Genomic DNA, 22,621 nt, shown 5'->3' with positions numbered 1-22,621 from the left:
ATGTAAAGCCTTTATATATAATTTAGCTCCAAAAACTAATTACACAAAATTATTTATACTCCCGAATCGTACAACTATATTGATTATGCTTTCCAGTTATTTTTACATTATTTGGCTTAGGAAAAGAAGAACAACAGGTTCTTCCTTTTCCTACTACATATTAGCTTTAAAACTCACTTTTCTAGTCGTAAATAATAAGCCTGATCTACATAAGGAATAATTTGCCCTAAAGATTTTACTTTTTCTAATCTTACATAAATCTCCCCTGGAGTTAACCTAGTGTTATCGGTATCTGTATATTTATACCCAAGTAGTTCGTCCAGTTCTTTTTGCATTTCAACTGCTTTTTGGGTATGTAACTTCTTTCCTAAATGTAAAACCAGGCATACTTTTCTTGAAGCAGTCAGTGAAACAAATTTGTATGAACCTTTTTTGCTGATATACCCTATGCAATCGGTCCTTTTTCCTCCATGAAAGCTTTCATGATAGTCCTCTACCTCATCCCTATACGGACTTGGGCATTATAGATATAATCATCAATAAGCATTGCAAAGGCTCTTGCTCTCTGTGTCTTAAATAAATTAAAGAAATATTCTTTAGTTTTCATTTTATCTGCCACTTCTTTCTTGAAAATGATCTATTGAACGCCCACTAGAAACAACATAAAAGGGATGCCAGAGTATCTATTGTGTTACATTTTTGTAAAGGCTAAATAATTTAAAGTAGGTAATGTATTACATTGCCTTCCTCTCAAAATGGTAATGTAGCCTGTATTCACAAACTTCTCTCGTCCAGTTATAGAGGATTTCCTCATCCTCTGGCAAGATATCAAAATTTATCTTAAAAACGCCCTCTGCAAAACTGGTAAGTCCATTCGGACCACGATCCCACATTGTCATCGGCATTTTTGCAATCAGCTTGCTTACTGCTTCTTCTTTATACTCCCATAACTTTCGCGAGGACTTATCTGAGAAGTCAATCCTCTTTCGGTATTCTTTTCCAGTCAGGTATTGGTGGAAAAATGGAGCAGCTTCAGTTGGAGTAATTGGCTTATTCCAGTCGGAAATTCCCTTGTTTAACATTGCAAGAAGCACTACCATTTTATAGCTTTTGGACATTCCGGTCTTTTCAACTTCTTCGAGCCAATTGTGGTAACGTTCATACACTTCTTTTTCCCTATCATCCAATTCCCCTGCCCAATTCAAGAAACCAGCATATGACTTAAACTCCTGGCGGTACTGAATTGATTCCGACCATCCTTTTAAATGGAGTTCCATGTAGGTGGGCCTTCTTCCTAAATCCTGCTGAAGAATTAAATAATCATTCAGCAGCTTGTCCCTGCGAGGATGTTTCTTCCTGGCAATCTCATGCAGTAAATCAATGACTTTAACATCCAAATTCATTTCGCATAGTTCCGGCACTCTCGGTTGAATATTTCTTGTTTTGGATTCATCCCTCAGTGTATCAAACAGACCCAGTTTGATATCTGCATTCCGGTAGTTACCTATCAGATCAATGATCGTGCAAAATTCCTTCCCAGGATACAACCGAAGCCCACGGCCAATTTGCTGGGTAAACACCGTAAGTGATTCAGTTGGGCGGACAAACAGGAGCGTATCCACAGGGGGGATATCAACACCCTCATTGAAGAGGTCCACTGTGAAAATCACATCCAATTCTCCTTTTTCAAGCTGATTGATCACTTTGCTTCTGCTTACTCCTACTTGTTGGGAATGCAGACTAACAGTTTTGTAGCCGTGACGGTTAAAAAAGTTTGATAAAAATATAGCCTGCCTGATGGAAGAACAGAACCCAATTGTCCGTGTCTGTTTATTATCTTTCCAGGCATGGAGGATTTTGGCAGCCATATCCTCACTCAGCTGTGCCAGCAGCAGTTCCTCTTCATCGTATCTTGTTCCAAGCCATCTGATCTGGCTGTAATCAGTTTCATCATAAATCCCATAGTATTTAAACGGAGATAACCATTGCCGTTCAATTGCCTCGAGAAAATCAAGCCTGAAAGCAACATTCCCGTCACAAATTGCGTAAACATCCTTGTTGTCGTTCCTGTCAGGAGTGGCTGTGATTCCAAGCAAAAAGTCCGGCCGGAAATAGTTTAGCACCCTCTGGTAAGTGGTGGCGGCGGCGTGGTGAAATTCATCAATAACAATAAGGTCAAACTCATCACGTTCGAACCGTTCCAAGTGTGTTTTGATGCTTAGAGTATAGATAGATGCAAAGATAGCATCCGCCTCGTCCTCCTTAACTCTCCCATTATAGATCCCGTACTTTCTTTCAGGCATAATTTTTTTAAAAGAATTACGGGCCTGGTAAAGGATTTCTTCGCGGTGGGCGATGAATAGAATTCTTTTAAATCTCTGTGCGAAAAATCCTGCAAGATAGGTTTTTCCCAATCCAGTGGCCATCACGACGAGCGCTTTTTTATAATCCTCTTCAACCGTTTTGTTTAATTCCTCAAGTGCCTCGATTTGCGCAAAACGCGGAACAATATTACCATAGTCGGTCTGTTGCTCAAGTACAATTTCAGCCACACCAGAAATCTCATCCGAAGGTAACATTAACTCAAGTTCTTCTGTCTCTGACCACGTTTTTGCCAGATTTGGATTGCCCAGATGGATTCTCTCATAATCAAGTCGATACACCTTGAGTGTCTCATAGTTCAAAGGCACTGTTTGGTCGGAAAAGAATAGTTTAAGAAATTCCGATATTGCTTGATCATAGATTCTCTTTTCATCACTGACCGCCAAGTTCCATTCTACTCCCTTATTTAATGCGGATCTTGAAAGATTGGAGGATCCAATAAACAGGCATTCCTGTTCATCCGACTGAAACAAATAGGCCTTCGGATGAAAGGAAACCCCGTTGCATTTCCAAATCCTCACCTGAACCTGATCATCAATCTCCAACAATTGTCCAAGAGCCTCCGGCTGGGTCACATACAAATAATCCCCAGTGCATATTTTTATATCCGCACCCCTATCGGCAGCCTTCTTAAGTCCATCCTTAAAAAATTCAACCCCAGATTTCATGACAAACGATGTTAAAATGCAAATCGACGTGGCTGACTCCATTCGTTTCAGTAATTGCTGTCCCAATCCATGTGTAAGAAACTCAATCTTGCTCATCTTCAACCTCTATCAGAAAGATCTTCTCCTTGAAACCTCCCCGCTTTTCAGCCTTGGTTTTCCGCACTTCCTCTACTTGCTCAATAGAAACTCCATGATATTCTGCAAACGCATGGATAATTTCCAGCAGGTCGGCAAGTTCTTCAACTGCATCCTCTACTGTTTCAGTACTGACAAACTCCTCAAGCTCCTCAAAAGCTTTTTTGTTGAGTTCAGTTATGTATTCACTATTGCTTAATATTCTGGTAGAAAACGTTTTTCCGGTGTTCTCAATCACTTCAGGTATCCGGTCACGTACTAGTTTGTTGTATATGGGCATTTTCCTATCTCCTAAATTCTTTTTTTAGTTATTTAAAATAAATGACTATTATCTTTTATTATATTATTAAAAATACCCTTATTGAAACATAGGCCGCTGAAAAACTTACGCTGATTGGATTTTCAAACTTATCCACAAAGAAAAACCGACTTTTATTCCCTGTTTTTTGGAAGGGAGAGTCGGTTTTTTCTTAATTTGTGCTCTGGTTTACGTTTATTTAATCCAAGAGTTTTACTATCCTCTTTAGGTTAACAGTGAAGATTGCCATTGCCCCTTGTAACTCCATGCCAATTAGACCCGAGGATGAGGCAACATCATACCCGTGTCTGTGCTTTAGTTCGCTATTCTTTGCCTCAATCTTGTAGCGTTGTTTCGACCTCTCCTTAAAGTACTCCGTTTCCTGGAATTTTGCCTGTTCAGAGTGTTCGTTGGATTTAATGGAAACTGAATAGGTTTTGCTTTTGGCTCCTTCTTTATAACAGCCTTCCCTGAAGGGGCATCTCTTGCACCGTTCAATATCAAAGTAATACGTATTCTTCTGATTTTTACTTACACCTTTTTTTCCGGTGCGGACTTTTCGGATTGCCATATTTCCCGCTTTACAAACATACATACCGGCATCCTTATTAAATTCAAATTCGTATTCCTTTTTCCATCCCCCCTGCGTGATCAATGGATTCAATTGAGCCACCAGGTAGATTTCATTTTCATTACTGAATTGGATATTATCTTTCTCGGAATAGGCTACGTCACCGATGACCGTTTCGATTTCCATTCCGGCTCCAATGCTTTTTTTCAATCAATGTCTGTAATTGTTTTCCATCATTTTTTTCACCAGTCGTAATCATTGCGGCCGTGATAAATCGTTTTTCGCTCATCGCCATATGAGTCTTGTAGCCAAAAAAAGACGAATCGGCAGTCTAATGGCCGACTTTAGCGTCTTGATCCTTTGAGCTCTGTAAGTGTTCGATATCGTCAGCTATTGTCTCCTTGAGAAGGTTCAGTTGTTCCTTCACCTGGGATACTGTGCCAGGCTTTCTTCCTTTTCAATCGCTTAAATGAGTTTTTGGCAGTTTACAATCTCATCCTTAAAGACATCGGTAGTCGATTTAGCAGGAAACTTTACTTTCATCGTTTCATCAATCTTATAGACAGCTTTTCGCATTTTTTTAGAACGGTCCGCCAGGATCTCCATTGGCGTCTTCTGGTTATATCGTGCTTTCGTATGCGTGGCATCGACAATAACGGATTTGCTTTTGATTACTTCCTTTCCAATCGCAATTTCCACGGTTTTATTATAAGCATATCCAGAAGGTTTATATCCTTTAAGCGGAGTTTTCGGAACTTGATTAGAGAAATCGGGTCAATCACTGCGTCCTCCGGAGCCATGCCAAGGAAAAATTTAAAGGACATGTCATATGTAGAGCGTTCGACCACATCTACATCAGATAGGTCATAAATGGATTTCAACAATAAATACTTGAACATGCGAATCGGATCAATAGCGTTTCGGCAGTTATCAAGGCAATATTTATTTTTAAGTTCATCATACACAAAGGAAAAGTCAACCAAATCATTAATCCGTCGCAATAAGTTGTCCTTGGGAACGATTAAATTATAAAGGTCCATATATGGATTAAATGCCATTGATTGCTGATTTTGAATCATCCTGCCCACCCGCCTGGAAAATTGATAGCTTAATTATAGTACAAAAAAAGGCAGAAGCTCTCCATATTTTGAGAGTTCTGCCTTCAAATGTTTTTAAGAGACTTTTTCAGTGCCCTCATTGAAACACAAGGGTATTTCTACTATTATATCATGTCTTCCCAGTATTTTTGTACCTGCTGTAGCACTAGAGGTACAGTTAAGTAAAGTTGAATCTTCTCGAACTAAACCACTTGGTAAACGAGTTCTGCCGCATGTACTTAATGCTAGGTTAAAAAAGGGTTCGGAACACTCCAGTACCCTATTTTTTGAAAAACCTTTTGTAAACATTCTATCTTTATAACCTCTTAAAAACATGTATCACATCACTATTATCGTGGAGCTTGTCCAATTGATGTGCACGCCATAGGAAAAAGCAGAATAAACAAAATATAAGCAGCGAATCCCGCAAGCGGCAACACACTGCTTTTTCTTTTTATTCACAGGTAATAGGCGAAAATTATAAACACCTTTGTTAGAAACCAGGATTATTATAATTAAAAACGAACGTTTCAATAGGCATTTCATTAATTCTTATTTGTCTTTGTGGATTGATAACCAAGCAGATTTCTCCTTCTCTTTTCTCCACGTTTCCTACAGAAGCAAGTGATAATTCTTCACCGTTTTTACGAGCTTTCTCCACTATTTTGAACATACCGATAACATTACGAGCAGCATTTACAAAAAAAGACTCTTCGAAGTAAACATAAGTCTGTTTATTATTCTTTTTTAATTGAATAACTACTCTATTCTGTTCAATATCAATTGAGAATATCTTTTCGTGTACAGCGGTTGCTGTTCCCACATCATCATCGTGTAAGAAATTTATACTATTACGCCTTTTGACATTCGGTGCACGCGTTCCCTGTGCGATAAGATCAGCATTTTGGTCTGTGGTCGGCCTTATATTCTCGACTAACTCTGGTGATTGAGTGTTATCTATATAAGTTGAACTAAAGATTTTCCTGTATTACATTTGACTCCATCCGTACACACAGTCGGTCAATAACTGTTATAGGATCTATATTCTCCATAAAGGCATGGACGTTTTTACGAATTTCATTTAAGATGTGGTAGAAAACATTGTTAATAATATCGGATTTCAGCCATTTCCAAAGTCCTTCACAACATTAGCTGGGCGGCTGTATGGAGGCCTAAACATAAATTTCAATCTTCCACCCAATTCTTCGAGGAAGGGTTCAAGCAATTTGCATGATGGATCCTGGCGTTGTCTAGAATCATTACAATGTTTCCGGTTGGGTAGGCTGCTGTCACTTTTTTAAGGAAAGATAGGAATTAGTATCACTGTATATTGCTCTTCTTCCTGCCATACGATTTCTCCAGTGACGTAATCTATAGTGGCCAACAGTTTTACGCCAAGATGTTTGCCGGCCGTTTTAATAATTCTTTGCTTTCCTTTCTCCAACCATGTATATTACAGCGCCTGGTAATCCCGGATCATGTGTCACCTTCAAACAAAATGTGATCAATTTCGCCGTTCTCGTATTTTTTTACCTCTGGGAAGATAGGAATGGATATAGTTTCCGATTGTTTTGCTGGTCCGCTGGAGAATGGCGGCGAGTTCCTGGTCGGATTTCCCCATCGGGTGCAGACGAATCGCCTGGTAGCGTTCATCCATGCGATGGGTTTTTTCGCTTTTAAGTCTATTTTTCAACCTCTTGTAATTCATCAATTTTGGATTTCAACACATCTCACCGCCCATGTAGTATAAGTCTCTATTTCGACGGGTGACATACAAAAATCCGTCTGAATTCTAAGAAACACTTAAGTTCAATCTATATAGATACAACTATCAAAGACACTGCTTATTACTATATGTACATAGAGATTGATTCAAATTTTTTCTATGGCGACCTAACCCATCTTATTTTTATAGAAGAATCCCTCATTTTTCTTCCCTCTCTATTGTTCCAGCCTACATTTCTTGATTTTGTTCTACCCAGTTCAAACCAATTATCTGCCTTATAGATAATCCCCTCATGGTTTTGACCTGTGCTAGAATAAGCAATAAGACCCTTTACTTCTTTGAAATGTTTTCTAATATAACTTCTGGCTAATTTTAATGCCCTACTTTCCGCGAATTTTGCTGTTTCATCAGTCATTACCATTCTTGTAAGTTCAAGTAATTTTTCTTGATTTAAAGGTCTAGCACTGGGTCTTCCCCACATCATTGCACCTATTCTCTCTCCCTCATTATCTAGAACCCACAACCTGAGTCTTGCACCACCCGGAACGGAATTTAGGTAGTGCCTTTCTTTAATCCAATTATCTAACTCCGTACTATTGCAAACTTCGACTTTTTGTGGAAACCTCATTTTTTCCTCCCCCTATAAATATTGATTTATCAACGGTTTGAGCCGTTGCTGGGGTGTCAAAAAAATATTTTTCGACACGTAAACTAACCTAATTTTACATATATGTTAATTTGCGACAGTTGGTGAGTGCGCTACGTTGTACTACTGGTTAAATCTGGTGGTAGTGAAATTGATCTTTATTCGATGTACCATAGATCTCTGTGTTGCTTATGATGACGTACCCTCCCATGTCTCTTGGCATCTTTGTGCCTACATTCCTTCGTTCGGTCTAGTTATAAGGTAGAGACTGGCTATGCTCCTATAGGAACTCAAGGTCGAATGGAATAAATTCTGCCGGCTTCTCCGTGTCAACTATAAAAGAGAAGTTGGATAATGACCGGATTTTCTTGTTGATAATTAACATAAATAAGACGCGTTCTATGAGATTAATTATTAATGTGGTAATATAATTACGCAGAGATGTTTACTGATACGTTAAACGTAACATCAATTAAATTTTATTATGTAACGTTTAACGTGTCAATATGGAGGCGTTATTTTGAAAATAATTATTAAGTTAAATTCAATTCTCGAAGAAAGGGGAATATCACGGAGAGAGTTTGCCCGAATGACAGGAATAAGACACCCAACAATAAATGAAATGTGCAAAAATCAAACAAAGCGAATCCCTTTGGATAATTTAGCTGTGATCTGTGAAATCCTTAATGTTAATATTCAAGATGTTTTGGAGTTAGTGAATATAGACGAATAGGGTGGTAAGCCAGAACCATCACCCACTATGACAACAATCTTACTTTGTTTAATAAAATGGATGAAAATCATACAGTTTTACAATATGTTTTTGGCACGTCAATCTTTCTAATCTAATTGCTGTTCTACATGGCAATGACCTTAAGAATTGTTTACAAACCGTAGAAGTGGAAATAATGTTTCATAAATCGCAAAAAAGCACTAATTTGCAAAGAATTGGTGTTAATATTTCCACCTAAATTAACTAATCATTATACAGCGATTTTTTTCCCCACGATACACTATGCAAGAAGAAAAAAGTACAAAGTAATTCTATATCACTTAAGATTTATCTATTTAGAGTGTCATTATACATCTCTTTCAACATCCTTAATTACATGGTACACCCCACTGCGTCTGGTGACTATTAGTCGCTTCTTCAATTCCTCAATTACTAATTCTTAAGTCGGAGTCGGAATAATTGTTAATGTATATCTAGTTGAGTAATTGATATCCATTAGTTTAATACTATTTCGTGGCTGTAGTTTACCGTTTTCCCATCAAATGTAATACTTACGCCCCTTAAAAACAATCCCTTACTTATACATCTTTGTAAATGGTAATAATAATCTGATTTATTGTCTATTTCTATTTTATTTATTATTGGACTTAGAGCGACAAGATAGTAATGTACTATTTTTCCTTGATCTAATAGTTCCTTTAATGCTTTTAACTGTACAATGGATCTCGCGGAACTAACTTGTGGGAACCTTACTATCTTATCTTTAGAGATGACTCCTTTTGCTTCAACTAATATGCTATGGTCTTCTCCTTCTAAAAAAAGATCAGATTTGTATCCATCTTTTATCTTCTCTTTAGATACCTGATAATTTGTTTCGGGATAAAGCTCTCCGTTTATTATTAAACTTTCTAGTATAGTATTTACCTTATTTAAATTTAAGATGATGTACCTATCCCGATAATTAACTGCAAATAGTGAGTACTTTGTTCGGCTTTTTTTATTATTGTTTTCCGTTACTAATACCTCACATCCACCTAGATTTAAATAGTTTTCTATACGAGAGGAACTAGGTACATAGCACTCAGTAATCTCACCATTTATTTCTATATAACAAAGAAATCTGTTTTTACTTTCTGATACGAAAACTCCTGGTGTTGTCTCAATTATAAATGGCACCACTGTCTCTCCTTAGTGAAATAGCCCCCAGCATTTGCATGGGGACTAAAAATATCATAATTTGCTAACAATATCTTGATTATATTCACATGAAAAAGTAAAAGCCTTGCATCGGTTGAAGATTATCGACAAAACTTTCTCAAGTCCTCTGTGCCAGAATAAATGTTATCTTGCCTAAGTCTTCCGAAATTGGGTGATGGTCTGTCATATTTTCGCGCCAAACGATTCTAACTGTGGAAGATGATTTAAGTTAGTATTTGAAGGCGTAGGATCAAGATCATCATCACCTGTTGAATTAATAAAGTTACTTATTTTTATACCTTCTTTATACCTTAAGCTATTAAGAATTTCTCTCTTATTGATTCTATCAATATACCATCTCTTTTTCCAAAAATTTATTATTCCATCTATCTCCTCTTCTTGTTTATCAAGGTCAAATATGTATTTTGGGGACTTATCTACGCCTGTTAGGTATTCTTTCCAATTTACAGCTAAGGGAATTAAGTATACCAGCCTTGGGTTTTCATGCTGCTGTAATTTCCTTAAACCTAAAAAACCCAGTGAATTTGATATTGTTCTCATTTTATAATTAACACCAGCAGAGAAGTTATTAGCTTCAGGTTTTAGATCGGGATGCTCCACAAGTAATTCGTGCATTAATTTATAGGACTCATCAGAAATATGAACTGAACCGAAACCTCTTGTTTTACCAACACACGAGTATTTTATTGTACCCTTCTCAGTACTATATTTTATTCGGTTATATTGACTACTACCTGTATAATAAAGGCTGCTTGTCACTAGTAGTGTTAGGGTTGCTGGTTTGATCACCTTTTCTCCCTTTTTTCTACTAGCAATATGGCTTTCTGCAGTTTTATATCTCTCATTATAATCATTGATAACTTTTGGACTTGCCATTAATAATGAAACTAATTTACCACCTAGAAGGTCACTATATGGAGGTAATGCACCACAAGTAGAAATATCCATCATTGTTGCACCCATGTAAATCTTTTTAACATTTTTGATAGCGTTTTTTAATGCCTTTTTTCCATCCTTACTTGTTAACAGCCAGTGAAATCGGTTTAGGGCTGATTCATGATTTTTCTTAGAAAGTTGGAACCAAATCCTACAGTGAAGTAATTCACTTAGGTCTTGAGCTCTCTTTAATGTATAATCCTCTCTAAGTGTGTCATTAATAATAGAACTGGTGTTTTTATAGGGTTTATTCTTTTCTACTATTGGCTTGAGACCATCAATCACACATTTTAATTTTCTTAAAGTTTCATCAGTTGGTTTTTCTATCTCATTAACATCCAGTAAATCTTCGTAGTAGTATTCGGTTTCTAGAGTATTATTTAATGCCTGTTCTAAAGAATTGAATTGATCTTCTTTATTAGGTGATTCTTCCATTGCTTTTAGAGACCATCCAATTTCCTCATCTCTACAACTTATCTGAGCTATACTATTAGCAAGTTCACCTAACCCAATAATTGGGTGGAAATCCCTCGAAGCATCTCTAATTAAATATCGCAGTTGCCTTCCAACCATACTATTAAGGGGAAGAGACCAACTGTATCTTGCATATCTCCAAATATTCCCTAGCTTAATATTTGTAAACTGATCACGCTCATTTGGTTTTACCAATTGGATATAAGGTTTAATTGATTCTGCAATCAATTCATGCCTCAACTCTTCCGGTGAATTAAGTCTATTAATTAAATCATTATATAGATCAATTGGGTTTAAAAAGTGATTTAAAATGCTTACTTTCCTTCCTTTAAACATTCTTGGCCTTTCCTGATTAAAAATAAACCTTTTTATCGCCGGTTTATTTAGCTGCTTATTTCTTGCTTCCTCTAACCCCCTTTTTATTTTATTTTTAATATCGGTAACGTTTTTACTCTTTAGACTTAATTCATCAGGAGGATATGCAATTAGATTGTTATCTTTGTACGAAAATTCCCAGCCTTGCCTAGTGAAGTCCATTAATATTTCGAAAAAGAGCTTCACTGTCAATTGTTCATATATTAATAGGGTATTGAAATCGACTGATAATATTGCTTTATTAATAATACTTTCTAATTTAATAATACTTTCTTTTTTATTAAGTGCGTCATAAATAATATTAATTATTGCTGCTGCCCCAGTTGGCAAATTCGGTTGTAAAATATATTTGTTCATAAAAACATCTGCTCCTATCATAATATGCCGCCCTTTGAAATATTTCATCTGGGGACTTAACACTATGTTGTTATCCTGACTCAAAAAATTATTATACCATTATTATTAATAAAGGCGATAATATCTTATACTTTGAGAGTATTATGTTACCGTTGTCTCTGCTATGTACGAGTCAATATTTATACAACTTCATGAAAAAGGAGCTTTCCTTACGGAAAGCCCCAAACGCCATTTTAAAAACAATAGCTAATGATTGTATTTCATGCGCCATAGAATTTCTAGATGCTACCAGACATATAATACTTTCAATTTAAAAAATCCTTTACTTTATTATAAATAAGAGGAAGATTGTGCATCATCAAATAATCGTTAACAATATACGGCTCCACTAATCCCTCTTTAACCAATGGATAAAGGTTCCTTGCATCTAAATCATCAATTAATGATGGGGAAATAACTAAAGGCAGCTTGTTATGTCTCCCTTTTATTACAAACGGGTAGGTTATACCACCAATACTCCCTTTTTCCTCACATTCATAGCCCTCTAACTGAAGTAATCGAATTAACGGCTTAAGTTTAAGTGCCTGTTCCATAATTTCTTCGAATTCAGGAATTTTCCCAGTTAGAATGTACTCTAGCATGTTAACCCCAAGCCTTCTGTCTAGCTGTGAGTGAAAGTATTGGTTTTTATAATGACGTAGACACTCAGTACAGGAACGATCACAGTTAGCAGGACATTCACTTAAAAGTCTAAATGTCCTTTTCAGTACTGTATTTAAGCTCTCCCCAGCTTGCTCTGCATAGCCAGCTCCACCAGATAATGTGTCAAACAAATAAATATCTGCGCGTAAGGAGTACTCATCTGAGTCGCTTCCAACAAGCCTATACCCCGATTGGAATTCAGCCGGATCAATATCAAGTTCCTGACTAGCTGCCAATAAGATTGCTTCTGATATTGTTCTTAGAGAATCGTTAAGAACTGCTAATGAAGTGTTTGAACCTGACTTTCTAACTAATGGTTCTTTAATTTCAAATCTAAGCAAAAGTAAATCTGATCTAAACTCATACCCTAAGTAAACCTTTCTAAATTCCCCATCACAGTTGTAAGGAATGTTTACCCCTTTTCTTTTTTCTATAATGTAAGGCCGCTTATGTGACCCATTTCTTGGTTTTTCTGGATTATATACAGAAGCGGAACCGCATTTAACACAAACAGAAAAGCCTTGGTTATTTTCTTCATTACCTTTATTAACCATTACAAGTCGTCTATCACGTGCATGAGTGAAAGAGAGATTTTCCCCTAAATCTACCCAATTTTTAAGATCATCCTCTGATAATGGCACTGGGAATTGAGCTGATGTTGCATAAGTAAGCTCCTGGCTATTATCCTCAGTTGTTATCTCCTTACCTGCATCTGGATGAAAGACCTCAGGAATAAGCATATCTCCCTTGTCTAGACCTCCGCCACAAATAGGACATTTGTCTAGCTCCACTTGGTCTATCTGTCTATCCTGCACATAAGTACACCGGCGACAGGTGACATATGGAGCTAAATTTTCGCTAAAAAGTGGTTCAGCCCTATCTACATCCGTCACTAATGATGAATTCGCAGTAATACCACCGGATTTATAAGTTATTTTATTTACCACAATCTGCCTACCTGGTGCATACTCACTTAATGCCATGTCAATGGCCTGCTGTGGTCTCTCGCTTACAACTACTTTAATACCCCCGTTTTTATTTTCTGCCCTTTCAATAACAAAGCTGCACAAATTTGTAGGAAATGCATAGCTCGGAAGAATTCCCTGATCAAATAAAAAACCAAGTAGTTCATCTCTACCAGCCCTTGATTCAATTGGAATAATCTCCTCATCTTCACCCTCGTCCTGTGATTCGTTCAAGTATGCTTTTGGATAAAGTCCTTCATCTGCAATTTTTTGGAGACTTTTCAATAAATCTCTCGAAACCTGAGCAATCCATTTTTCTTTATCAATACAAACCCCATCAGGAAGCCACTCGACAATTTGAGTCATTAAGCCACTCTCGTTATTTAAAACATTTTCATAAATCCAAGCCTGAAAATTCGTTAGATTAAGTGGCGCGTTCCTACTATCACTAAAAAATTCACTAGCAGGTCCTAATACCGAAAATAAGTTATTTGAGAAATTAGTAAAATGGCCATTATCAATCATTTCATGAAAGAAGGTCTGTAGCAAAAATGAATGTATATGTCTTTTTGCAATCTTAGCATTATCTGTTTTTATTAGGGGCATGCGTGGTGCACCGGCTACGATTTCCATAGGATTATGAAAATAATGGCTATCATGCGGTCCCCCTTGTGCATACGTTATAACCGTTGATACTGATGACCCTCTACGACCAGCACGACCAGCTCTTTGCTGATAGTTTTCCCTTTGGGGAGGAACGTTCCTTAATCCAACCGCAACCAAGGATCCAATGTCAATCCCTACCTCCATAGTAGTGGTACAACTCAGTACATCAATTGGCCCCTGTTTCTTATCGTCAATAGTTGCATCCTGGAAACGAAGCTCAAATTTCTCTGTTGTAGCAAATACTATACCCTTATCCTTGTTAGAAAGCTGAGCAGTGTGCTCTTCAGCAGAAATATGCTTCGGTCTGGTATTCCCCGCCAATGTTTGAACAACCGAATCTCTGAGAAATCCCTTTCTAGAACGAATATATTCATTATTGTTAGGATCTATTTCCTCAATTTGACTACTTCCACAATTAATACATTGGTTAGAGAAATGCACAGGTGATAAATTAGTGCACTTTTGACAGTTAAACCATCTTTGCTCTGTATCAATTGCTAAAGCAACAGCACTACTTTTTATGACAAAGGATTGATCGATCCTATGACATAATCTGTTCCTTAACATATTTTCTATTTGGTCTATTTCTGTATTGTAAAGACTATAGGTTTGTGCTAATAATCCTCGTATTTCCTCGGTAAGCTTTCCCGTACCTCTCCAATCATCAGTATTATAACCGGCAGCCTCACGTCTTACCGATTCCGAAATAACCTGGGTTGTTTCAAAAGCATAAGAACTCAACAAGTTTTCAATGAATGCAAATGTAATTGCATTAATATCTTCTTCATTAATCGAATTATTAATTTTTTCAATATCCTTTTGAATATTCTTTATGTTACTAGGCCTTACATAGCCTAAAGTAGATGCCTTTATCGAAAATTGCTTATTACATAACTGACGTAATAATGCACGATAATAGCTCGGTGTTGGTTTAACCTCCCAATCATTATCAAGTGCATCGTCAAGAGAATTATTATAATCCTCCCTAAGCTCATCAACCGCACTCAACAAAGCAATCCTGTCTTCTCCATCAAAAAACTGTAAGTTGTATTGTGATACTACTGAAATAAATGATCGATATAAAATAGAAGTAATTACGGGATCTTTTCCCTTTAATTCCTTTAATCGACAGGAAGCTAATACCAAGGCTTGCCTAAATGAATCCCACTCAACCTCCCTTGGAATATCACGTGCAAGACGAGCAGCCTTCTGCCGTCCATCTGAAAAAAGCAATACTTTTCTTCCACCGTTTGGTGTATCTAGTGTTTCAGATTTATTTGCCGGTTGAAGAAATAGCTGGGATTTAACTAGATTTGCAAAAGGAGCCTCACCTTTTGTCCGTAGGTCCATAATTTTACTAGGACCTCTCCATTTATTTAAACAGATAGGACAAGACTTAAACTTTTTGTGAGCAACCTGTCCAACAGGCTTAAATACTCTTATAAAGCCATCCTCATTACTTGGCCTTCTTTCATACATTTGCCCTGTTGTTACATCCAGCCAACACTCAATGCAATCCTTTAGGGCATTCTCATGTGGTTCTTGACCAACCAGTAGTTCTATTTCAAACAATCTTTCTTCTTCATGATCATCAACACCAATTAAATTAGTAGGCTCATGAAGCAAAAAGTTTCCTTCATCGCCTCGTGTATATCCCCGAATAAACGCCGTTCCACAGTCCCTATGTGTCAATAGCTCAAACACTCGAGCCTTGGAATCACAGTTACAATGTAGTAAAGGAACCGTATATAACCTCCCTAAGATTGGAGGTGTTTCTAATTCTTTATCTAACCTCTCTGAACATTCAGGGTTAGTACAAGCATAAAGACCAGGAAGACCCCGATAAAATAGGTGTAAACGAGTAGGCAAGAAAATTTTACTATCTGATTCCCTCTGCGCATATGAGCCTATTGCAATTAACGACTCTGTTGCAGATCTGGCTAATTGCTTATTAACCTCAGGGAATAATTTAGATGACAGCTCATTTAGCTTCATAGCCATACCACTTACACTTTGAACCAGCATTTCAGCAGGTCCCCAGTTTGTAAGCCTTTCATACAGGTAATCAGCTAAATTAATGCTAGGTTGTTCCCATCCAAGAGATGAAGCAATTTCAGTAACTGCATCCCTAGCTGTATCTAGGTCGACTCCTGCCCTTTGGAAATCTCCAAGATTTAGTTTAGAAAGAGCGATTGCCTCTTCTAATGTTCCAGCTCTTTCACCTACCCTAGACTCCTTAACTCCTTTGATTAATTTCAACTTTAATGGCGAGTTTTCAGATAGTCCGGTAAGCTCACGTGCAAAGCTTATTACTGCATTTTCAGCATCTTGACCTTCACCTAAGCTTGCACTTGTTAGTATACAACGAAGCTGTTCTCTTTTAATGCCTAGTCTAGCAGTTAAACGCCTAATTAACAAAGCAACCTCTGCTCCACCTGTCCCTCTATACATGTGTGCCTCATCTAACACAAGAATAAGCTGGTTATTAGGGTTTGATTCTAACCATTCTCTTGTTTGCTGGAAAATGGTGCGTTCAATCGGTCGAATAAGCATATATTCTAACATTGAGTAGTTTGTTATAAGTATATCTGGGCATTCTGCCTGGATTTCTTGTCTGGTCAACAATTCTCTATCATTTGGCTGTGTCTTTAGTCTATCCTGCCAGTTGTATTGAGTAAATTTTTTCCCTTTTCTTTTGCCACTCTTATAGGCATTTTCAACCTCTTTTTCCTTTGCATAGAATCCAACCAAATCCTTACTAGGCCATTTACCTTTATCCTTTAACTCCTGCACAGATTGAAGATCATTTGCGTATTTTAAATAAAATTCTTCAAATATAGGCTTTATGTGAGTCATATTTTTATTTGATGAAGCATTTCCTGGATACGGTGTTCGAGATGTATAGGATCCGAAGCGAACTGGTCTATCCCTTCCTTTCTTTAAAATATTCGCAACCCGTTCATCCCCAAATAACTTTCTAATTCTGCCCAATTGATCGTTAACCAGTGCATTCATTGGATATAAGAGAATTGCACGACACCCAGGCATTGAGGCTGTTTCAGGCTTCTCTACTCCTTCCTGAGCCAATTGACCAAGAATTGGCATTAAAAAGCTTTCTGTCTTACCTGAACCCGTTCCGGTTGCAACAATAATGTCATTTTTTTCTCCCAGGAATACCTCAAGTGCCTCAGCTTGGTGTTTATATGTCCTTGGGTAAACCCCAACCTGTAGCTTCGATATCTCATTAAGAGCGTTCTTTGCAGGATAAGGTATATCAAGTTCACTGAAAGACCTACCAATTTCATAGCTCGGCGTAGACTCAACATATGGCTCTTGTACAATGTTACCAACATTCCCTAGCAACTTTAGTCTTTCTGCAATTAAGCTTTTATCACGAATATGATATGCAGATTCTAGGTACGATTTAAGTGTTTGATGTAATGCCTCTGCTAAGGTAAATACACCATATGCTTGATTTTCTATCATAGAAAAGCTCCTCCTCTTACCTGTTTATAAAAACATACCCGAAATTCTTTAAATTCTCCTCCACCCTCACCCTATAGTTATCAAGTACATAATAAGCTGTTTCTTTATCTGTCTTAATTTTATAGGAATACAATAATATGATTTTATCAAGCGAAGTAGGTAGCGGAGGATATACTTTTAATTTACTTCCATACCAATACCCATTTAGACTTCTTCCATGTAATCTTCTTAAACCTATTCTTAACCATGAAATTATATCTTTATCTTTAATAGGAAACTCCTTAGTAATTTGCCCACCATAAAATACACCAAGAAAATACGAACTCCTTTTATCACTTGTTCTACACAAAAGTACTGTTCTATTAGGTACGGCACCACTTATGTCAATTGCTCTTGCCCAAGCAGATTTGAAATTATGATTTGAATTAAAGGACGTAAATATCTCAAAATCGTCATAGGTGTATATGGTACTTGCACCCTTCTCTTGTGCCTGCTTTAACAGAGCCTCAGTCCAATTGGATAAGTCTTTAGGCATCCAACCAACCCACTGTGAATAGGGTTGCCATAAATTTTTATTTTGTAAAGCCCCCTTAGAAATACTATCCTTATTAATTAACCTTCCAAGACCAGCTTGAGAGACAAAACTAGAAATATTAAGGGCGTATTTTGTAGAACATCCCCCTATTAATGCAATATCTTCTTTATCAGGTAATTGAATTAAACGAATAGGTGTAGGAACCCAAAAACCATTCCCAATATGAAGAATTTCTCCAAGTAGCTCTAAATTCCATAGCCTTCGCTTAATGAATTGTGAATCTAATGGATTACTAAATAGATGTGTATCGTCCTTATTAACCTTTGAAAGTTGCCAAGATTTCTTAGCTGGCCAAACTGCTTCAAGCTGCTGACGTAATAAATATATAATTTTTCTTGTATGTACTGAGCTATTGTTTTTCCAGTTAATCTCTTCCTGCTCAATATAGGTTAGCTTGTGAATACTGTCCCTTAGGAATTCTGAAATAATGGCCTCCTGATCCATTAGTTCATTCGGAAAGGTAGGAAGTTTTAAAGCTGATATAAGAAGCTTAATTCGATCATCCTGATTATCAATAAACTTCCAGTTCAAATCTATCTACCACCTCTTGCGAATTCTTTATTAGAATATACCTCAAACGATCATCGTGTTCTAAATAACGAATAAAATCCACTAGTTTATTGCTATCAAGATGTACGATCATTGGAATAATCCAGCCAAAAATGGAAAATTCGAATGGAGTTTCAAGTGAAGAGACTAATTCTCTTCCATATGAGTCCGCAGTAATTACGGATCTACGCCAAAGAGGTCCACCTAATGTATGTAGCCAATTTGGTATTATTGATTCACCCCAATTGTAATCAATCACTGTAGTAGGGACATAACTAAATAACTCTTTATCTATCAAACCAATAGGACCAGTAGCCGAAGGCTTATCCAACCACTTAATTGAATCAATGTTAAGTAATGGTCCTATTTCGAGGAGATTAGAACCAACAGGTAGCATTGAAGGTCCTTCTAAAACGGTACTAAATATTAATAAGGACTTTGAGATAGGCCGAGTCTGAATTACTCTATCAATAATAAACTGAACAATATTAAAGCCATAAACATCAAAGGCTGAACGATTAATACCTTCAAGAATTACAGCTGTAGGAGAATTCTTTTCCTCAAATTCCTTTATTATTCTTTCTATAATCACTTCAATGGAAGAATCGATACAACCAAATGGTATTTTTAATATTTTATATATGCCTCCTGTTAGGCAAGAGGCACATCTTTCCGCAACTAAGGATGCTAAAGAGCCTTGAAAAGACACCAATTGACCTGATGCTAGTGCTGCTAATATTTCCCTTGATAAACGTCTAGCATGAGGCAGTTTTATCCCTAAAAGGTTTAGGTTTTTTTCCAGATGTGCAACAGCCTCATTAATAGAATGTAATTTTAATACCTCAGCATCTTCTGGATGATTTCGGATATTAACCTTTACTTCAGTACTAATATGCTTCTTTGAAGGTTTGCTGGGATTGAGTGTGTGGGAAATATTCATATTTTTCATTTCTTCAATATCCTGCATCAGCACCTGTATATTATTGATCATCTCTTGATATACAGTATTTATTTGATCTAGGGTAATTTGTTGTGTTTCCTGTTTGGAATCTATTTCATTTATACTCTTTTTTATTAAGTTAAGCTCATTCCGCAAGTTCTTAGTTTCATAACTTATTTCCCTATAACTAGAGAATAAGAGTTGCAGACTTTCACTTTGACCTTCTAGATCCTTCATAACCTCTTTCTTAACTTTCTCAAGAACATTAATTTTTGAAACTGCTTGTTCTAGTTCCTTCTTGGTTGTGTTGAATTCCTTAGAATTTTCAATTAATTCTGAATTTATTTTTGTTAAAATCTTATTTGTTGCTTGTAACTGATTTACTTGCACTGTTTCCTTTTTAATTAAGTTTATTTGACTCTCTAATGAGCTTATTTTTCCCTTTAATTCAACCGGACTTTCCTTCGGAACGAATGCTAAAAGCTTTTCTACCGCATCATCTTGCGGTAATGGACTAAACAATAACCAATTCTTTAGGCTTTTTTGTGTGATGTTTTCTGTGTGTATGCTACTAATGATCTTCTCGATTATTTCTTGGCGCTTTTCTGAAGAACTGAGTAATTCATGAACAATATTAACTAACGTCTCGTTATTATTTAAGTCTAAGATAGTTTTAAAGGCAGTGTGGTCTTCTGTGTATGCTAGCCAAATATTTTGTAATAAACTCCAATCCTTCTCGTCCCAGGAAGAGGAGCGCCCAAAATACAGTTTAAGACGAATCTCCGTATCCTTTCCTGATCTGAATCCCTTTACCCTTGGTAACGGTCTTACAATTTCTTCTAATTTACTTTTATCAATACCTTGAGTAAGCTCTATAAAATTCTTGTATTCGGCTTTTTTAACTCTTTCTCTTGCATTTAAACTGTATTTAATAGTCATTTATAGTTCACCCCATACCTGTTACTATATAAACTAATTATTTGTTCCGCTTCCTTAAGGAGAGTCCAGCAATGAGGAGCAAGTATTAATGGCCATGTTCCTTGAGAAATAATCTTTGTTAATAGCTTCTGATCTCTTTCACAAAATAAAGATAGCTCGACTTTCTTATGAATAAAAGTATATTCCTCATTTTTTAGAGCTCGTGATAAGTTTAAAATGTGGTTTGCTCTATCTCTCCATTTCTGACCTAAATTCAGCCCTTTATCTGGTCTTTTATACATATTTAAATTTAGTTCTGGCTCAAACTTTAAGTTACCGAATACTCCGGCATCTATTGAAAAATAACTCTGTTTTTGTTTATCAAGACTGTTTAATACATTAAGCATTTTTTCTTCAAATTCAAAAGCACTGTTATGCTCATCCTGAGCTAACCTATTGAGCTCCTGCTCTTCATTCTTACTATCTTTCCATTTAATTTTAATATTTAAATACGAAGGTATATTAACCTTTGTAAAGGTAACTGTCCCTTCATAGGCCTTTTTTATTAACTTTGCAGCCTCTTCATTGGTTAATAATACCTCAAATTCCTGCAAGGTTTTGTTATCCATTGCAAATAGACTAATTCCTGGTATGTTCGTGGTATAAGAAACATTAGGATCAACAATAATTGACTTATTTCCTTCTATGTCATTATCAAGCCAAATGTCATTTCGTCCAGGATTAAGCTGAAGTTGAATTAAAGCTGGAACACTACCTTCGCGTTGGCTTGTTTTAGTTACTCCTGTGTTGGAGTTGTAGCAGCTTATTTTATTCCACTTTCTTGCTCCTGGCTCTCCAATTATCCCAATGTTAACTTCTCCCCCATCCTGGATTACATAGCTACCATCCGAAAGTCTATTTTCGGCCATCGGAGTTATTAATTCAAGCTCCGCAGGAGGATGTAGAATAGAGCGCCCTGTTATACCTGTTAACCATTTTTCCACCTGTTTATTGTGAATTATTGGTAGTTGAATGAAAATTCCGTCCCAAGAGGTATAACCCCTCAATGGCACATTCTGAATTATTTCCTGAGATGGGATTGATTTGGGTTTGGAGCTTATAGTCCATAGTAATACATAGGATCTTCCCCAATAAAATGGACTATTATCATTTAATCGTCTACCGCTAAATGGTGAATATCTAAATACATTTAAATCTTTCGTACTAAGACCTGGTATGGGTAGGTTAATTCTATTTTTCCATCTCCCTTCTGGGACATTATCACATACTAAATAAAAAGGGCCCGGCCCTGGTGGGATACGTACTCGTTGTCCCCCACTTTTTATGGTTGATATAGGAATAGTCCTTTGTCCACCTAATGCAAAGGGTAATCGGATTGTTCCAATGCTTACATCAGGTTCAGGAATACTAATTTCCAATGACCAACTCATTGAAGGTTTATTCTCATCTAATACTCTTAAATATAAACCTAATGAGCGGTATGGCGCTTCACGCTCACTGTTATTCTTTTGGTAGAACTCCGCAGCATCTATTGAAAAATATAGCTCACAATCTACTTTTGCTTGCTTATAATTGTGAGCAAAATGCGGGACCTTCCCTCTACCCCTTCTAAGATGAACCGGTGCTCTACAAATTGGACATATAAAATAAGGCCCTCTTGTTATAGATGGGTCAGAGGCTGAGACTTTGATATCATTTACTGAATGAATCGCATATTCCATTGAAACATCCCCGCCTAATTAATAGCTTATAGATTCTTACACCCTACTTTATAACTATAATTTAACATATAATTAACAATTAAATATAATATATTATATTTTTCTACAAAATGAGACAGTAGTTTGTAGAAGCCTTCTAAATAGAAAATTTGATTTATAAAGACCTTTATTAAATCCCAGAGGTTTGATTTTTTGTAATAATAGTTTGATATATTTTTATAAATAATATCAGAGGGGTGTTCCTACCTGTAGGCAAAACCGATGAAAGGCGGATTATCGACGGAGTTTTTAAATCATTTATAAATTTGACGAGGTCGTTTTTGCTAATATAAAACCGCAGATTAATTGGAATCAGAGAGAAATGATTGGCTTTGGAACATGGGCATCCTTCTTGGTGTATGGGTGTTAGAATATTTTCTTTCAATAATTCCTTCCATTCGCA

At 36.6% G+C, this 22,621-nt stretch carries 13 protein-coding genes and 1 pseudogene; 1 reads left to right on the top strand and 13 read right to left on the bottom strand.

The features are described 5' to 3' along the window. Window positions 1-173: 173 nt before the first annotated feature. From CVD19_RS25625 to CVD19_RS21020, 7 genes and pseudogenes are all read right to left on the bottom strand, one after another. On the bottom strand, window positions 174-335 hold the full coding sequence (locus tag CVD19_RS25625) for a hypothetical protein (protein ID WP_257985228.1): 162 nt from the start codon (window positions 333-335) through the stop codon (window positions 174-176). A 399-nt stretch (window positions 336-734) separates the two neighbouring features. Further along, window positions 735-3,146, bottom strand: a complete 2,412-nt coding sequence (locus CVD19_RS21045) for a DEAD/DEAH box helicase family protein (RefSeq protein WP_101585147.1) — start codon at window positions 3,144-3,146, stop codon at window positions 735-737. After that, entirely contained in the window at window positions 3,133-3,465 is a 333-nt protein-coding gene (locus CVD19_RS21040; RefSeq protein ID WP_101585146.1) for a nucleoside triphosphate pyrophosphohydrolase, read from the bottom strand. Before CVD19_RS21040 ends, CVD19_RS21045 begins: the two co-directional genes overlap by 14 nt. Window positions 3,466-3,682: 217 nt before the next feature. Further along, a pseudogene (locus CVD19_RS21035) lies at window positions 3,683-5,133 on the bottom strand (IS1182 family transposase). A gap of 511 nt (window positions 5,134-5,644) precedes the next feature. After that, window positions 5,645-5,974, bottom strand: coding sequence for a hypothetical protein (locus CVD19_RS21030; protein WP_101585145.1), 330 nt, complete (start codon window positions 5,972-5,974; stop codon window positions 5,645-5,647). Between the two features lie 681 nt (window positions 5,975-6,655). Continuing rightward, window positions 6,656-6,844 (bottom strand): hypothetical protein, encoded by a 189-nt coding sequence (locus CVD19_RS25965; RefSeq protein ID WP_374702914.1) that lies wholly within the window; start codon window positions 6,842-6,844, stop codon window positions 6,656-6,658. A gap of 190 nt (window positions 6,845-7,034) precedes the next feature. After that, window positions 7,035-7,505 carry a Mom family adenine methylcarbamoylation protein gene (locus tag CVD19_RS21020; RefSeq protein ID WP_101585144.1) on the bottom strand — a complete coding sequence of 157 codons (471 nt, stop codon included), beginning with the start codon at window positions 7,503-7,505 and terminating at the stop codon, window positions 7,035-7,037. Between the two features lie 538 nt (window positions 7,506-8,043). On the opposite strand from CVD19_RS21020, the gene CVD19_RS21015 reads away from it, so the two are divergent. Next, entirely contained in the window at window positions 8,044-8,256 is a 213-nt protein-coding gene (locus CVD19_RS21015) for a helix-turn-helix domain-containing protein (protein ID WP_101585143.1), read from the top strand. Window positions 8,257-8,751: 495 nt separating this feature from the next. On the opposite strand, the gene CVD19_RS21010 is transcribed toward CVD19_RS21015, so the two are convergent. From CVD19_RS21010 to CVD19_RS20985, 6 genes are all read right to left on the bottom strand, one after another. Continuing rightward, complete coding sequence (locus CVD19_RS21010) at window positions 8,752-9,432, bottom strand: DNA/RNA nuclease SfsA (protein WP_180953733.1); 681 nt, start codon at window positions 9,430-9,432, stop codon at window positions 8,752-8,754. Between the two features lie 204 nt (window positions 9,433-9,636). Next, window positions 9,637-11,637: a Druantia anti-phage system protein DruA gene (locus CVD19_RS21005; RefSeq protein WP_180953732.1), complete on the bottom strand. Its 2,001-nt coding sequence runs from the start codon at window positions 11,635-11,637 to the stop codon at window positions 9,637-9,639. A gap of 284 nt (window positions 11,638-11,921) precedes the next feature. Then, window positions 11,922-17,435, bottom strand: a complete 5,514-nt coding sequence (locus CVD19_RS21000; RefSeq protein WP_101585140.1) for a DEAD/DEAH box helicase — start codon at window positions 17,433-17,435, stop codon at window positions 11,922-11,924. 16 nt (window positions 17,436-17,451) lie between these two features. Further along, window positions 17,452-18,561 carry a hypothetical protein gene (locus CVD19_RS20995; RefSeq protein WP_101585139.1) on the bottom strand — a complete coding sequence of 370 codons (1,110 nt, stop codon included), beginning with the start codon at window positions 18,559-18,561 and terminating at the stop codon, window positions 17,452-17,454. After that, complete coding sequence (locus tag CVD19_RS20990) at window positions 18,542-20,458, bottom strand: hypothetical protein (protein WP_101585138.1); 1,917 nt, start codon at window positions 20,456-20,458, stop codon at window positions 18,542-18,544. The genes CVD19_RS20995 and CVD19_RS20990 overlap by 20 nt, the downstream gene beginning before the upstream one ends. Then, complete coding sequence (locus tag CVD19_RS20985) at window positions 20,455-22,179, bottom strand: competence protein CoiA family protein (RefSeq protein WP_101585137.1); 1,725 nt, start codon at window positions 22,177-22,179, stop codon at window positions 20,455-20,457. The genes CVD19_RS20990 and CVD19_RS20985 overlap by 4 nt, the downstream gene beginning before the upstream one ends. Window positions 22,180-22,621 lie beyond the last annotated feature (442 nt).

The organism is Bacillus sp. T33-2, from assembly GCF_002860205.1.
GTDB lineage: Bacteria > Bacillota > Bacilli > Bacillales > Cytobacillaceae > T33-2.
This window is presented reverse-complemented; position numbering and strand designations above follow the sequence as displayed.